This window comes from Inquilinus limosus, from assembly GCF_002195995.1.
GTDB classification, from domain to species: Bacteria; Pseudomonadota; Alphaproteobacteria; order DSM-16000; family Inquilinaceae; genus Inquilinus; species Inquilinus limosus_C.
On sequence record NZ_NHON01000070.1, the window covers coordinates 1 to 14,539 of the forward strand.

Annotated in this window: 12 protein-coding genes; 3 read left to right on the plus strand and 9 right to left on the minus strand. The window is 69.3% G+C overall.

The window, feature by feature from the left end; translation table 11 throughout:
* Positions 1-341: 341 nt before the first annotated feature.
* The 5 genes from BWR60_RS26640 to BWR60_RS26660 all read right to left on the minus strand — a co-directional run bounded on the left by BWR60_RS26640 (position 342) and on the right by BWR60_RS26660 (position 8,089).
* A complete protein-coding gene (locus BWR60_RS26640) occupies positions 342-2,141 on the minus strand; it encodes an acyl-CoA dehydrogenase C-terminal domain-containing protein (RefSeq protein ID WP_088154692.1) in 1,800 nt (599 codons plus the stop codon).
* A gap of 12 nt (positions 2,142-2,153) precedes the next feature.
* Positions 2,154-4,484 (minus strand): 3-hydroxyacyl-CoA dehydrogenase/enoyl-CoA hydratase family protein, encoded by a 2,331-nt coding sequence (locus BWR60_RS26645; RefSeq protein ID WP_088154694.1) that lies wholly within the window; start codon positions 4,482-4,484, stop codon positions 2,154-2,156.
* Between the two features lie 167 nt (positions 4,485-4,651).
* Entirely contained in the window at positions 4,652-5,791 is a 1,140-nt protein-coding gene (locus tag BWR60_RS26650; RefSeq protein ID WP_088154696.1) for a thiolase family protein, read from the minus strand.
* Between the two features lie 54 nt (positions 5,792-5,845).
* The gene (locus BWR60_RS26655) at positions 5,846-6,268 is read right to left on the minus strand and encodes a MerR family transcriptional regulator (protein WP_088154698.1); all 423 of its coding nucleotides are present in this window, start codon (positions 6,266-6,268) and stop codon (positions 5,846-5,848) included.
* Between the two features lie 87 nt (positions 6,269-6,355).
* Positions 6,356-8,089 (minus strand): long-chain-fatty-acid--CoA ligase, encoded by a 1,734-nt coding sequence (locus BWR60_RS26660; RefSeq protein ID WP_088154700.1) that lies wholly within the window; start codon positions 8,087-8,089, stop codon positions 6,356-6,358.
* Positions 8,090-8,228: 139 nt separating this feature from the next.
* Here BWR60_RS26660 and BWR60_RS26665 point away from each other — a divergent pair, with 139 nt between their 5' ends.
* A complete protein-coding gene (locus tag BWR60_RS26665; RefSeq protein WP_230983190.1) occupies positions 8,229-10,037 on the plus strand; it encodes an ABC transporter ATP-binding protein in 1,809 nt (602 codons plus the stop codon).
* Between the two features lie 14 nt (positions 10,038-10,051).
* Complete coding sequence (locus BWR60_RS37260; RefSeq protein ID WP_179221960.1) at positions 10,052-10,213, plus strand: hypothetical protein; 162 nt, start codon at positions 10,052-10,054, stop codon at positions 10,211-10,213.
* 242 nt (positions 10,214-10,455) lie between these two features.
* Here BWR60_RS37260 and BWR60_RS26670 read toward each other — a convergent pair whose 3' ends face one another.
* Both BWR60_RS26670 and BWR60_RS26675 read right to left on the minus strand, forming a co-directional pair.
* Positions 10,456-11,556, minus strand: coding sequence for an alkene reductase (locus BWR60_RS26670; protein ID WP_088154702.1), 1,101 nt, complete (start codon positions 11,554-11,556; stop codon positions 10,456-10,458).
* Positions 11,557-11,637: 81 nt separating this feature from the next.
* Complete coding sequence (locus tag BWR60_RS26675) at positions 11,638-12,213, minus strand: TetR/AcrR family transcriptional regulator (protein WP_088154704.1); 576 nt, start codon at positions 12,211-12,213, stop codon at positions 11,638-11,640.
* A 116-nt stretch (positions 12,214-12,329) separates the two neighbouring features.
* On the opposite strand from BWR60_RS26675, the gene BWR60_RS26680 reads away from it, so the two are divergent.
* On the plus strand, positions 12,330-12,716 hold the full coding sequence (locus tag BWR60_RS26680; protein ID WP_144445772.1) for an Hpt domain-containing protein: 387 nt from the start codon (positions 12,330-12,332) through the stop codon (positions 12,714-12,716).
* On the opposite strand, the gene BWR60_RS26685 is transcribed toward BWR60_RS26680, so the two are convergent.
* Positions 12,655-13,500 carry a phosphate/phosphite/phosphonate ABC transporter substrate-binding protein gene (locus BWR60_RS26685; protein ID WP_144445773.1) on the minus strand — a complete coding sequence of 282 codons (846 nt, stop codon included), beginning with the start codon at positions 13,498-13,500 and terminating at the stop codon, positions 12,655-12,657. The genes BWR60_RS26680 and BWR60_RS26685 overlap by 62 nt on opposite strands.
* The gene (locus tag BWR60_RS26690) at positions 13,497-14,408 is read right to left on the minus strand and encodes a fatty acid desaturase (RefSeq protein ID WP_088154710.1); all 912 of its coding nucleotides are present in this window, start codon (positions 14,406-14,408) and stop codon (positions 13,497-13,499) included. Before BWR60_RS26690 ends, BWR60_RS26685 begins: the two co-directional genes overlap by 4 nt.
* Between the last annotated feature and the right edge of the window lie 131 nt (positions 14,409-14,539).

The following is a 14,539-nucleotide window of genomic DNA, read 5'->3' on the forward strand; positions in this document are numbered from 1 at the left end:
GCACCAGCTCGTATCCCGTCTCACGGCTGATCCCGAAGCGCTCACACAGCACCGTCATCGGCTCGCCTCCCGCAAGATACGACACGATGAACCCTATCTTCTCGTCCTCCACGCAGGTCTCCATCCACGGCATCGGCAAGCCCTCCCTTGCCGTCCAGGAAACCTGTCAACCATCTCTCCGGTCCAATCTGTCCAGACTCTCGCCGGTTCGGACCGCGCGCAGACCCCTCCCCCTGCCCCCTCCCGCAAGGGGAGGGGGGACTTAAAAAGCTCGCTCCGACGATGTGTGAATCCGATAGTCCCAAGGAAAGGGCGGCCGGGAACCGCCCGCCCCGTTGTGATCAGAACGCCTCGGCCTCCAGCGCCATCAGCGGCGCCTTGCCGGCCATGATCTGGATGAACAGCGACCCGGTCTCCGGCAGCATGCGCTGGATGAAGAAGCGCGCCGTCTTCAGCTTGGCGTCGTAGAAGCCGGCGCGGTCGCCGGCCCCGGGCGCCTTCTCCAGCGCCACCTTGGCCATCCGCGCCCACATCCAGCCCAGCGCCACCAGGGCGAACAGCTTGAGGTAGTCGGACGACGCGGCGCCCGCCTCCTCCGGGTCCTTCAGCCCCTTCTGGGCGATCCAGGCAGTGGCCTGCTGCAGCTTGCCGAAGGCCTTGGCCAGCGGGCCGACGAACTCCAGCATCGCCGCGTCCTCCGCCTCCTCGCGGATGAAGGCGTCGACCGGGTGGAAGAAGCTGCGCAGCAGCCGGCCCATATCCTGCGGCATCTTGCGGCCGACCAGGTCCAGCGCCTGGATGCCATTGGCGCCCTCATAGATCTGGGCGATGCGCGCGTCGCGGACGAACTGCTCCATCCCCCATTCGCGGATGTAGCCGTGGCCGCCCAGCACCTGCTGCGACCGGACCGCGACCTCCAGCCCCATATCGGTGAAATAGGCCTTCAGGATCGGCGTCATCAGCGATACGAAATCGTTGGCGCCCTGCCGCACCGCCGGGTCGGGGTGCCTGGTGTAGAGGTCGATGTTGATGCCGACCAGGTAGCCCAGCGCCCGCGCGCCTTCGACGAAGGCCTTGCCGGTCAGCAGGTTCTTGCGCACGTCGGGATGGACGATGATCGGGTCGGCCGGCTTGTCCGGCGCCTTGGGGCCGGACAGGGCGCGGCCTTGCAGCCGGTCGCGGGCATAGGCCACGGCGTTCTGATAGGCGACGTCGGCGATGCCGAGCCCCTGCATGGCGACGCCGAGCCGGGCTGTGTTCATCATCACGAACATCGCCCGCATGCCCTTGTGCTTCTCGCCGACCAGCCAGCCGGTGGCGCCGTCGAGATTCATCACGCAGGTGGACGACGCCTTGATGCCCATCTTGTGCTCGATCGAGCCGCAGGCAATGCCGTTGCGCGCCCCGGCGACGACCGCCCCGCCCTCCTCCTTCGGCAGGAACTTCGGCACCACGAACAGGCTGATGCCCTTGATGCCCGGCGGGGCGTCGGGCAGGCGGGCCAGAACCAGATGGATGATGTTCTCGGTCAGGTCATGCTCGCCGGCCGAGATGAAGATCTTGGTGCCGGTGAGGCTCCAGGCGCCGTCCGCCGCCGGTTCCGCCTTGGTGCGGATCAGGCCGAGATCGGTGCCGCAATGCGGCTCGGTCAGGCACATGGTGCCGGACCAGGTGCCATCGGCCAGCTTCGGCAGGTAGGTCGCCTTCTGCCGGTCGTCACCATAAGCCGCGAGGGCGTTGTAAGCGCCCTGCGACAGGCCGGGATACATGCCGAAGGAGGAGTTGGCGGCGGACAGCACCTCCTCGATCACGACGTTCACCGCCTTGGGCATGCCCTGGCCGCCGAAGGCCGGGTCGGCTGACAGGCCGGTCCAGCCGCCCTCGGTGAAGGTGCGGTACGCCTCCTTGAAGCCCTTCGGCGTATAGACCACGCCGTTCTCGAAGCGGCAGCCCTCCTCGTCGCCCGGCTGGTTCAAGGGCGCCAGCTCGTTCTCGGCCAAGCGCGCCGCCTCCTCCAGGATCGCGTCGACGGTGTCGGGCGTCGCCTCCTCATAGCCGGGCAGCTGGGCGAGCTGGCCGGCGTCCAGCAGCTCGTGCAGCACGAAGCGGATGTCGTCGAGCGGAACCTTGTAGCTGGGCATGGTTGGATCCTCTCAGTTCCGCAGCGGCTTGCCGGTGGCCAGCATGTGCTCGACCCGGGCGATGGTGCCGGGGGCCCGGACCAGCGCGGTGAACGCCTCGCGCTCCAGCGCCAGAACGTCGTCCTCGGTCAGCTTTTCGGTGATGTCGGTGTCGCCGCCGGACAGCACATTCGCCAGCCGGTCGGAGACGACGACGTCGTAGGGCGTCGCCCTGCCGGTGCGGGCCAGGTCGGCCACCGCCAAGGCGAAAGCGGTCTTGGCGGTCGGGCCCGGCAGGCGGATCTCCTCCGCCGGCTTCGGCGGCTGGTAGCCTTCGGCCATGGCGAGGGCGCGGGCCTTGGCGTCGGCCAGCAGCCGGTCGCGGTTCATGGTGATGCCGTCGGCCGGGCGGAGATACAGCAGCTCCTTCGCCTCGAAGGCCGACTTCGCCACCTTGGCCGTGCCGATGGTCTCGAACACCTGGCCCAGCGGCGGCATCGGGCCGCCCGGGCGCTTCGGCTGGCCATAGGCGCGCAGCAGCATCTCCTTGCAGCCGCCCCAGCCGGGGATCAGGCCGACGCCGACCTCGACCAGGCCGCAATAGGTCTCGGCATGGGCCTGGATCGCCGCCGCGTGCAGCAGGATCTCGCAGCCGCCGCCCAGCGCCATGCCGGAGGGCGCGGCCACGGTCGGGAACGGCGCGAATTTCAGCGCCTTGTAGGCGTCCTGGCCACCCTTCACCAGCGCCTCGATCTGCGGCCACAGGGCGATGTTGATGCCGAACAGGGCGAGGCCGAGATTGGCGCCGACCGAGAAGTTGGTGCCCTCGTTGTAGATCACCATCGCCTTGTATTTCGACGCGCTGATGCGGATCGCCTCGGCCAGCAGGGCCATGGTCTGGTCGTCGAGGCTGTTCATCTTCGAGGTGAACTCGAAGCAGGTGACGCCGTCGCCGATGTCCCACAGGGCCGCCGACCCGTTGCGGGCGATCGGCTTGGCGGTGCGCTTGATGTCGGCCAGCAGCAGCACGCCGTCCGGCCGCTTCACCTCGGCATAGTCGCCGCCGGTGGTGAGATATTGCAGCTTGCCGTCCTGGACCTGGTAGAAGCTGCGGCCCTGCGCCGCCTTCAAGAGCGCCGGCACCGGCTTGCCCTGGCTCTCCAGCCAGCCGATCAGCCAGTCGGCGCCGACCTGGTCGATCAGCTCGAACGGGCCGTAGGTCCAGTTGTAGCCGAGGCGCATCGCCTCATCGACCGCGACCACCGTGTCGGCGATCTGCGGCACCAGCCCGGCGGCGTAGGACAAGGTCTGGCCCAGCACCCGGGCGACGTATTGGCCGGTCTTGTCGCCGAAGGCGACCAGCGCCTTCAACCCGCCCTGGCGTGCCGCCTCCACGCTCTCCAGCTTCGGCTTGTCCGACTTCGCCCAGGCGCCGGTCTTGAGGTCGATGCTCTCCTTCACCCGGCTGCCGTCGGCAGCCTTGCTGAGGCGGTAGAAGCCGCCCTTGCCCTTGCGGCCGGTGTAGCCCTCGGCGATCAGCGTTTCGATCGCCGGCTCGACCCGGTAGATCTCGCGATACCCGTCATCCTTGGGCAGCGTCGCCAGCAGGCTCTTGGCGATATGCGGCATCAGGTCGAGGCCGACCAGGTCGATCAGCCCGAACACGCCGGTCTTCGGCACGCCCATCGGCCGGCCGGCCACCGCATCCGCCTCCTCCACCGTCAGGCCGAGGTCGAAGGCGGCGTTGACCGCCGACTGGATCCAGTAGGTACCGATGCGGTTGGCGATGAAGCCGGGCGTGTCCTTGCAGTCGACCACGCCCTTGCCGAGGCGCAGGTCGGCGAAGCCGCGGATACCCGCGACCAGCGCCGGGTCGGTCTCCGGCCCGGTCACCAGCTCCAGGAGGCGCATATAGCGCGGCGGGTTGAAGAAATGGGTGATCAGGAAGCCGCGCCGGAACGCCTCGGATCGGCCCTCGGTCAGGATCGCCAGCGGGATGGTCGAGGTGTTGGAGGAGACGGCCGCGCCGGGCTTCATCACCTGTTCGATCCGGGCGTAGAGGTCCTGCTTGACCGCCGGGTCCTCCAGCACCGCCTCGACGATCCAGTCGCAGCCGGCCAGCTTGCCGAGGTCGTCCTCGGTGTTGCCGGGGGTGACCAGCCTCGCCGCCGCCTTCGACATGAAGGGCGCCGGGTCGGCCTTGGCCATGCGCGCCAGCGCGCCCTCGGCCACGGCGTTCCGGTTGGTCGCACCCTTCGGCACGATGTCGAGCAGCAGCACCGGCACGCCGGCATTGGCGAAATGGGCGGCGATGCCGCTGCCCATCACCCCGGCGCCGATCACCGCGACTTGCTTGATGTCCATGGTTCAGCTCCCCGTGTCGGTGCCTGCCCCCTCACCCTCCCGTCGCTTTGCGACGGGCCCCTCCCTCTCTCCGAGGAGAGGGGCGGTTACCTCTCCCCCGGGGAGAGGTCGGAACCGCGACAGCGGTTCCGGGTGAGGGGGTGGCTCCGAATTCGATCGTCAGAAGGTCAGGCGGCCTCGAGCACGGTGGCGATGCCCTGGCCGCCGCCGATGCACATGGTGGCGAGGGCCAGCGCCTTGCCCTCTCGCTTCAGGATCGATGCGGCCTTACCGGTGATCCGGGCGCCCGAGGCGCCGAGCGGGTGGCCCAGCGCGATGGCGCCGCCATCGATGTTGGTCTTGTCCCAGTCGAGCTCGAGGTCGCGGCCGACCGCCAGCGCCTGGGCGGCGAAGGCCTCGTTCAGCTCGACCACGTCGATGTCCTTCAGCGACAGCCCGGCGCGCTTCAGCGCCTTGCGGCTGGCGCCGACCGGGCCGATGCCCATGATCTCCGGCGCGCAGCCCGACACCGCGACCGACCGGATCCGCGCCAGGATCGGCAGGCCGGCCGCCTTGGCGAAGGCCTCGCTGGTGACCAGCGTCGCCGAGGCGCCGTCGGTCAGCGGGCTGGAGGTGCCGGCGGTGACCGTGCCGTTCTGGTCGAAGGCCGGCTTCAGCCCGGACAGGCCTTCCTGGCTGGTGTCGGGGCGGATGGTGCCGTCGCGCTCGACCGTGCCGTCCCTGGTCACGATCGCCACGACCTCGCCGGCGAAGCGGCCCTGGGCCCAGGCCGTCGCGGCACGCTGCTGCGAGCGGATGGCGAAGTCCTGCTGGCTCTCGCGGGTGATCTGGTACTTCACCGCCAGGTTCTCGGCGGTCACGCCCATGTTGAAATAGGCCTGCGGCATCTCGGCCGCCAGCTTCGGGTTCGGCGCCGGGTTGAAGCCCATCATCGGCACCCGGGTCATGCTCTCGACCCCGGCGCAGAGGAAGGCCTCGCCCGCGCCCATCTGGATGGCGCCGGCCGCCTGGTGGATCGCCTGCATCGACGACCCGCAGTAGCGGTTGACGGTGACGCCGCCGACCGATTGCGGCAGCCCGGCCAGGAACACGACCATGCGGGCCATGTTGAAGCCCTGCTCGCCCTCCGGGAAGGCGCAGCCGAGGATCAGATCCTCGATCGCCTCCGGGTCGACCTTGGTCTCCGCGACCAGCGCCTTGATCACGTCGGCGACCAGGTCGTCCGGCCGCACCCGGCGCAGGTCCCCCTTGTTGGCGAAGTGATGCGGCGACCGCTTGAACCCGGCGATGACGACGCTCTTGTCCATGGTGGGCTCCTCAGAGTTTCTTGTCGCGGGCCGCGCCCGCGGATTGGGGGCGGCTCAGCCTTCCGGCAGCGCGCCTTCCCGCTTCAGGAAATCGGTGATCTCGGCCTCGATGCCGCGCAGGTCCTCGATGGTCTGCTGGACATCGACCAGCTGGGTCTCAAGCGAGGCCCGCCGCGCCCGGGCGCGGGCCAGGAAGAAGCTCATCTGCCCGACCTTGCTGTGGTCGCGGTCGTAGAGGTCGAGGAATTCCTTGATATCGGCCAGGGAAAAACCGAGGCGCTTGCCGCGGCAGATCAGGGCGAGGCGTGCCCGGTCGCGATGGCTGTAGATGCGCGTCAGCCCGGCGCGCTCGGGCGACAGCAGGCCCTCGTCTTCGTAGAACCGGATGCTGCGCGCGGTGATATCGAATGCCGCGGCGAGATCGCCGATCGAGTAGCTCCGCTGCTCGACGCGCTTCTCCTGGGTGTCCGCCTCCATGGCCGATCCGCCTCCGACTGCGTTGCAGGCTGCCGTTTACGTAAACGTAAAGTAGCGCAGCCGGAGGATCGGGTCAATCGGATCGGCTCACGTGCCGGTCCGCACCGCCGCCTCCGTCGCACCAGCGGCGGCCTTGGCGGCCTCCTCCTCCAGCACCGCCTTGCGCGACAGCTTGCCGATCAGGGTCTTCGGCAGCGGCGTGTCGCGGAACTCGACCAGCTTCGGCATCTCGATCGGCGACAGCTTGTCCTTGAGGAACGCGACCAGCGCCTCGGCGGTCAGGCTCTGGCCCGGCCGCGGCTTGATATAGGCCTTCACCGTCTGGCCGCGATAGGCGTCCGGCAGGCCGGCGACGATGCATTCCTCCACCGCCGGGTGCAGGTAGATCGCCTCCTCGACATTGCGCGGATAGACGTTGAAGCCGGAGCACAGGATCATGTCCTTGATCCGGTCGACGATGAAGGTGTAGCCGTCCTCGTCCATGGTGCCGACATCGCCGGTGTGCAGGCGGCCGTCGCGCAGCACCTCGGCCGTGTCCTCCGGCCGGTTCCAGTAGCCCTTCATCACCTGCGGCCCGCGGATGCAGACCTCGCCGCGCTCGCCGGTCGGCACCACCGTGCTGCGGTCCTCCAGCGACACGATCTCGATCACCGTCTGCGGCAGCGGGATGCCGATCGACCCGGTCTTGTTCACCCCGAACAGCGGGTTGCAGGTGGCGATCGGCGAGCTTTCCGACAGGCCGTAGCCCTCGACCAGCTTGCAGCCGGTCGCCGCCTCGAAGGCGTGCTTGACCTCGACCGGCAGCGGCGCCCCGCCGGAGATGCAGCGCTTCAGCGACGACAGGTCGTATTTCGCGCGCTCGGGGAAGTTGGCGATCGCGGTGTAGATGGTGGGCACCGCCGGGAACAGCGTCGGCTTCTTGTCGTGGATCGTCTTCATGACGGTCTCGAGCTCGAAGCGCGGCAGCATGATGATCTCCGCCCCCGCCCAGATCGCCAGGTTCATCGCCACGGTCATGGCGAAGACGTGGAAGAACGGCAGCACGGCCAGCATCCGGTCCTGGCCCGGGACCATGCCCTCGAACCAGCAGCCGGCCTGCACCGCGTTGGCGTAGAGGTTGAAATGGGTCAGCATCGCCCCCTTGGGCGTGCCGGTGGTGCCGCCGGTGTATTGCAGCACCGCCAAATCGTCCTCCGGCACGATCGCGACCGGCGCGAAGCGTCCGTCATTGCGCACCAGGTCGTTCCAGCGCAGGTGCCGCTCGTCCTTCGGCACCCTGGCGACCTCGCGCCGCTTGACGATCGGAAACAGCAGGTTCTTCGGGAAGGGCAGCACGCCCGCCATCGGGCAGACCAGGATCCGCTTCAGCGCGGTGCGGCCCAGGAGCGGCAGCAGCTTGTTGTGCAGCTGCGCCAGGTCGAGCGTCACCATCATCTCGGTGCCGCTGTCGTCGATGTTGGTGATCAGCTCGCGCTCGGCATAGAGCGGGTTGAAGTTCACCACCACCGCGCCGCATTTCAGCAGCGCGAAATAGCTGACCACGTAATAGGGGCAGTTCGGCAGGAACAGGCCGACCCGGCTGCCCTTGCCGATCCCGGCCGCCTGGAAGCCCTTGGCCGCGCGGGCGACCAGGTCGCCGATCTGGCCGTAGGTCAGGGTCTTGTCCATGAAGGTGGCGCAGGGGCGGTCGGCGAACTTCGCCACGGCGTCGTCGAGGATGGCGTAGAGAGGCCGGCGCTCGATCGGCTGGCTCCAGTCGATCTTGGGCGGGTACAGCTTGGCCCAGGCATTCGGGCGGTCCGAGGCAAACGCCTCCGTCATATCGGTCTCCCTACGGACTTTCTCGGGCCGCAGCGCGGCCTTATCGCATGATGGTGCCGGTCAGCGGAACCGGCCGCAAGGTTGAAGCGGAGCCGGGGCCGTGGTTTAACGGCGCGCTCGATATTGGATCTGGATCACCTTGGCCAAGCACAAGGACAAGAAGCCGCAGCCGCGGCGGATGAGCGACCGCGAGATCAGCCAGCGGCTGCTGCGCAACTACATCCGGCCGCATTGGCCGAAGGTGGCGATGGCGCTGTTCTGCATGGCGCTGACGGCCGCCGCGACGGCAGCCTCCGCCTGGGTGATGAAGCCGGTCATCGACGGCATCTTCACCGACCGGAACGCCGCCCTGCTGTGGCCGCTGGCCACCGCGGTGATGGTGATCTTCGTGGTCAAGGCCGTCACCGGCTACGCCCAGGGCGTGATCCTGAACAATGTCGGCCGGCTGATCATCGCCGAGTTGCAGGTGCGGATGTTCCGCAACCGGGTGCGGGCCGACCTCGCCACGTTCCACGAGACCACGTCGGGCCGGATGGTCAGCCACTTCACCAACGACGTGCAGTCGATGTACGGCGCGGTGGCGACCGGCATCACCGGTTTCGGCCGCGACCTGCTGTCGCTGGTCGCGCTGATCGGGGTGATGTTCTACACCGATATCGAGCTGGCGGCGGTGACCTTCATCATCTTCCCGCTGACCGTGATCCCGGTGATGCAGATCGGCAAGCGCATCCGCAAGATCACCGGCAAGACCTTCACCCAGTACGGCTCGCTGAACAACCATCTCGGCCAGGTCTTCCAGGGCATCCGCCACGTCAAGGCCTACAACGCCGAGGAGCGCGAGACCGGCCGCGCCGCCAAGATCATCAACGAGGTCTCGCGGCTGCGGCAGAAGGCGATGCGGGTCAGCTCGGCCACCAACCCGATCCTGGAGATCCTGTCGGGCGTGGCCATCGTCATCGTCATCCTCTATGGCGGCAACGAGGTGATCACCGGCTCGCGCACCACCGGCTCGTTCTTCGCCTTCATCGCCGCGCTGCTGATGGTCTACGAGCCGCTGAAGCGGCTGGCCAACCTGCACAACACCCTGTCCTCCGGCTTCGCCGCGGCCGAGCGCGTGTTCGAGACGATCGATTCGGTGCCGGCGATCCGCGACGCGCCGGACGCCATGGCGCTGACCGAATGCCGGGGCCGCATCACCCTGGCCGATGTGCATTTCGCCTACAGCCCGAAGATCCCGGCGCTGCGCGGGGTGACGCTGGAGGTGCCGGCCGGCAAGACCGCGGCGCTGGTCGGCCCGTCCGGCGCCGGCAAGTCGACCATCCTGAACCTGATCCCGCGCTTCTACGACGTGACCGGCGGCACTGTGGCGATCGACGGCCACGACGTCCGCGACCTGACCCTGCATTCGCTGCGCGACCACATGGCCCTGGTCAGCCAGGAAGTGACGCTGTTCGACGACACGGTGCGCGCCAACATCGCCTATTCCCGCCCCTCGGCGACGCGGGAGGAGATCGAGGCCGCGGCCAAGGCGGCGGCGGCGCACGACTTCATCCTGCGCCTGCCCAAGGGCTACGACACCATGGTCGGGGAGCAGGGGGTGAAGCTGTCCGGCGGGCAGCGCCAGCGCCTGTCGATCGCCCGGGCGATGCTGAAGAACGCGCCGATCCTGCTGCTGGACGAGGCGACATCGGCCCTGGACACGGAGAGCGAGCGGCAGGTGCAGGCCGCGCTGACCCAGCTGATGGCCGGGCGCACCACGCTGATGATCGCGCACCGCCTGTCGACGGTGCGCAACGCCGACCTGATCTATGTGCTGGACCATGGCCGGGTGGCCGAGGTCGGCAGTCACGCGGAGCTGATCGCCGCCGGCGGGCTGTACGCCCGGCTGTGGACGATGCAGACCGCCGATGACGAAGAGCTGGCCGCGCTGTCGGCCGAGCCGATCTGAGCGAAGGGGAAGAGATGGACGAGACCGAAACGCTGCGGCAGCGCCTGCGCGGGATGCGCTGGTTCGCCGTCTGGGCGCTGATCTTCGGCCTCGGCATCGGCTTCTATGCCGGCTTCACCCTCGGCGTCGACACCGCCCGCGACGCCGCCACACTGACGGCGCCGAAGGCGGGGTAACTGGTCAGACGACTCTGAGTGAGATCACGCTGTAAGGACCGCACCGGGCGTTGCCTCTCCCGCTTGCGAGACTTTTTCAGAATTCCCAACACCGTCATTGCGAGCGCAGCGAAGCAATCCAGGGGCCGGTGCGCACCGGCCCCTGGATTGCTTCGTCGGCTTCGCCTCCTCGCAATGACGGCGAGGGGTAGGCGTTATGAAAAGGTCTCGCAAGCGCGAGAGGCAATCCGGCTCCAGACCGATCAGGCGGCGGCCTTCTCCAGCGTCGGATAGTCGGTGTAGCCGCGCTCGGTGCCGCCGTAGAAGGTGGTCTGGTCCGGCGTGTTCAGCCGCGCGTCGAGCCGCAGCCGCTCGACCAGGTCCGGATTGGCGATGAACAGCTTGCCGAAGGCGACGAGGTCGGCGCGGCCGCTCTCCACCGCGTCGATCGCCAGGTCCCGGTCATAGCCGTTGTTGGCGATGTAGCTGCCGCGGAACAGCCGGCGCAGCGCCTGGATGTCGGCGCCGGGCGGCAGCTCGCGGGTGCCGCCGGTCTGGCCCTCGACCATGTGCAGGTAGCCGAGGCCGAGATCGCTCAGCCCCTCGATGGCGCGGCCGAAGGTCGCCATCGGGTCGCTGTCGGCGATGTCGCCGAAATTGGAGAAGGGCGACAGGCGCACGCCGACCCGACCGGGCGTCCAGACGCCGGCCACCGCCTCCGCCACCTCCAGCAGCAGCCGGGCGCGGTTGGCGGCGGAGCCGCCATAGGCGTCGGTGCGCTGGTTGGTGCCGTCGGCCAGGAACTGGTGCAGCAGATAGCCGTTGGCGGCGTGGAGCTCGACCGCGTCGAAGCCGGCCTCCTTGGCGTTGCGCGCGGCCTGGACATAGTCGCCGACGATGCGCGGCAGCTCCGCCGTGTCCAGCGCCCGCGGCGCCGAGGTCGGGACGAAGCCCTCGCCGTCATAGACCCGGCTGTGCTCGGCGGCGATCGCCGAGGGGCCGACCGGCGCGGCCCGGCCCGGCTGCAGCACGGTGTGCGAGATCCGGCCGACATGCCAGAGCTGGGCGGCGATCCGGCCGCCGGCCTTGTGCACGGCGTCGGTCACCAGCCGCCAGCCGACCACCTGCTCCGGGCTGTGGATGCCCGGGGTCCAGGCATAACCCTTGCCCTCCGGCGAGATCTGCGTGCCTTCGGAGATCAGCAGGCCGGCCGTGGCACGCTGGGCGTAGTACTCGGCGTTCAGCGCATGCGGCACATCGCCGTCGCGCAGCGCCCGGTTGCGCGTCAGCGGCGCCATCACCAGCCGGTTCGGGACATCGAGGTCGCCGATCCGGGTCGGCGTGAACAGCTTCGGGGTCGTCATGGGTCTCTCCAGTGTCATACTAATTCGGGACCAACTGGTCCAAAATTGGTTGCGAAAGGCGGCGACGGGTTGGGGCCGGCGCTACCGCATCAGCGGCTCGGCGGCGGCCAGGAGATCATCGATCGCGGCGGGCGCGGTGCCCGCCTTGTGCATCACGCAGGCGCCGAAGGCGATGGCCAGCAGGCCGCGGGCCCGCGCCGCCGTCACCTCGTCGACCTCGCCGCCGGCCTGACGCGCCAGCAGCCCGGCCAGAAGCCCCTCCAGCCGCTCCAGATGGCGGCGGCTCAGCCCCTCGACCTCCGAGTCGTGCGGTGCCAGCTCGACCGTGCTGTTGATCAGGAAACAGCCCTCGCGGCTGCCGCGCGAATTCGAGATCGCGACAACGGCGGCGCGCAGGGCGCGGCCGGGGTCCGGCTCGCCCGCCACCAGCTGCTGCAGCAGGGCGAACCGCGAATCGTTGTAACGCTGGATCGCCGCGAGCAGGACATCGTGCTTGGAGCCGAAGCAGCCGTAGAAGCTGCTGCGGCTGAGATCCATCGCCCGGGTCAGGTCGTCCAGCGACGTCGCCTCATAGCCCTGGCGCCAGAACAGGGTCATCGCCGTGTCGAGCGCGGTGTCCCTGTCGAATTCACGAGGCCGGCCGGGATGCGATGTCATGACCGAAATGTGGACCGTCCGTTCCGGAATACAAGCGGGCTTCGTATCGTTTTGTTTCCGCGCCTGGAACTCGCGCTCCGGCGAAGCGATATGAGAGAGGGGTGGTGGAGGAATGGATGGCCGGCAACGGTCCGCGATACCAGTTCGACCCGGCGGCGCTCGAGCGCAACCTGTCCGGCTTCGACGATGCCGCCCGCCGGGCGATGCTGGACGATCTGGTGGACGAGCTGCGCGACCGGGCCGAGGCGATCACCGTCGCGGCCGGCGCCGGTGATCGCGAGGCGCTGGCGCTGGAAGCCTATGCCCTGCGCTCCTGCGCCGCGATCTGCGGCGCCCGGGCGCTGATCGACCTGGCCGAATCGCTCGGCGACAAGGGTGGCAGCCGGCCGGGCCGCCCCCAGGAGCTGGCCAAGGTGGCCAGGGCCCGAGTGGCCGAGACCGTCAGGGCGCTGGAGCTGTGGCGGAGCGGCGAGACGGAACGGAGGCCAGAGGAGGAGTGCTGACCGGCTGCGGCGGGATGGCGTCGTAATCGGCCTCGCCCAGGAGTTCGATGCCCTCGATCAGCAGCGCCGCCCGCGCCTCGGCCAGCGCCGGATCGGCCAGGACGCCGCGGAGGGCCGCGCGCAACGCCTCGACCGTCTCGTCCGACGCATCCCGGCGCGTCACCAGCGGCAGGCCGGGCGCCGTCGCGGTCCGGCCGATCGCGCGCAGCCCGGCCGTGGCTGCGGGGCGATACCGCTGCAACAGGGCGTAGGTGACGCAGTCGATCGCGGCGATATCGGCGTCCCCCGCCGCCACCGCCGCCAGGCTGTCGACATGGGCGCCGGTCACCAGCGCGGCGCGGAAGAACCGGTCCGGCGGCTCAGGCAGCACCGCGGCCAGCGCCACCCAGCCTGAGAGGCTGCCCCATTCATTGACGGCGCAGACGCTGCCGCCGAAGTCCGCCAGCCCCGTGCCCGGCGCATCCTCGCGCACCACCAGCAGGCTGCTGTAGCGCGGGCCGTCGCAGCCAGGGGCGCTGTAGCAGGGCGTCGCCACCAGCCGCAGCCGGTCGCGATGACGCCGGACATAGGGGTTGCCGCAGGTCTGGCTGAGCAGCAGCGCCGGGTCGGTCCAGAGATCGGGCAGGCTGGATTCGCGGTCCAGGGCCGGCGCCGCCGCGATCCCCGCGGCCGACAGGCGCGCCGCCACCGCAGCCCACAGCGCGTCGGTGGCCCAGCGCACCTCCGGAAAGTCGTACATCGGGAGACTGGCCGTGCCCGGCACGGCCGTGGTCGCAGATGTCACTTGGCGCGCCGCTCCGCGTCGAAATCGGGATGGACCGGCGCGTCGACCGGGCGCAGCAGGAAACGCCGGACGATCTCGCCATAGCCCTTGTACAGCCCCGCCCCCCGCGCAGCGAGGCCGGCGGAGTCGTTGGCAGCGGCGAAGCGCGGCAGCCGGTACCAGGCCAGGCCCGGACGAGCGTGATGCGCCACATGCAGGTTGTTGTTGAGGAACAGCAGCGAGAAGAACGGCCCGGACGCCACCACCGCGGTGCGCAGGCCCTCCGGCCCGGCGCGGTGCTCGGCGAAGGAGCGCAGCAGCGACAGCGCGGTGCCGGCATAGCAGGTGACGACATAGAGGATCGGCGAGACCCCGAAGCCGACCGAGACCACGGCCAGCACCGCCGCGGCGCCGGCCAGATGCGCCGCCCAGACGGCGCGCGCCTTGCGGTCGCGGCGCAGCTTCGGCAGATCTTCCGCCCACAGCCCGTACCAGGCCAGGGCCGGGCCGATCAGGAAGCGCCCCAGCAGCGTGCGGTTGAAATGCAGCACCGCCCGCCCGGCCGGGCTGAGCGACGACCAATGGTCGTCGGTGACGTAGTAGCTCTCGGGGTCCTCGACCGGCGAGGTCAGGTGGGCGTCGCGGTGATGGTGCAGATGCAGGTCGCGGTAGGCGGCGTAGGGCAGCCACAGCGACAGCGGCGGGAAGCCGATCGCGGCGTTGATCCGGCGCGACCGCGTCGGGTGGCCGTGGATGGTTTCGTGCTGCAGCGACCCGTGCCAGGCCAGCAGCACCGCCCCGGCGGCGATGAAGAGCGGCGCCGGGATCGCCGCGTGGAACCAGAGCAGGACCAGCCAGCCGCCATAGATCGCGGCCGCCACCGCCCAGGTCGGCCCTTCGAAGCTGTCTCGTCTCACCGTGTCCGCCATGGTCCCGATCCCCTTCCGAGACAGGCTGTCGTGAAACGGTCATGTCGGACAATGCGATAATGCGCACAAAACGACGCGCTTGATGTACTTTCATCCAGGCCGCTGGAAACTCGCACAATTTGTTTCGGAAA

Coding starts and splice junctions, on each gene's coding strand:
- BWR60_RS26640 (WP_088154692.1), bottom strand. CDS start 2,141: ATGCCCAGCTACAAGGTTCCGCTCGACGACATCCGCTTCGTGCTGCAC.
- BWR60_RS26645 (WP_088154694.1), bottom strand. CDS start 4,484: ATGGACATCAAGCAAGTCGCGGTGATCGGCGCCGGGGTGATGGGCAGC.
- BWR60_RS26650 (WP_088154696.1), bottom strand. CDS start 5,791: ATGGACAAGAGCGTCGTCATCGCCGGGTTCAAGCGGTCGCCGCATCAC.
- BWR60_RS26655 (WP_088154698.1), bottom strand. CDS start 6,268: ATGGAGGCGGACACCCAGGAGAAGCGCGTCGAGCAGCGGAGCTACTCG.
- BWR60_RS26660 (WP_088154700.1), bottom strand. CDS start 8,089: ATGACGGAGGCGTTTGCCTCGGACCGCCCGAATGCCTGGGCCAAGCTG.
- BWR60_RS37260 (WP_179221960.1), top strand. CDS start 10,052: ATGGACGAGACCGAAACGCTGCGGCAGCGCCTGCGCGGGATGCGCTGG.
- BWR60_RS26670 (WP_088154702.1), bottom strand. CDS start 11,556: ATGACGACCCCGAAGCTGTTCACGCCGACCCGGATCGGCGACCTCGAT.
- BWR60_RS26675 (WP_088154704.1), bottom strand. CDS start 12,213: ATGACATCGCATCCCGGCCGGCCTCGTGAATTCGACAGGGACACCGCG.
- BWR60_RS26680 (WP_144445772.1), top strand. CDS start 12,330: ATGGCCGGCAACGGTCCGCGATACCAGTTCGACCCGGCGGCGCTCGAG.
- BWR60_RS26690 (WP_088154710.1), bottom strand. CDS start 14,408: ATGGCGGACACGGTGAGACGAGACAGCTTCGAAGGGCCGACCTGGGCG.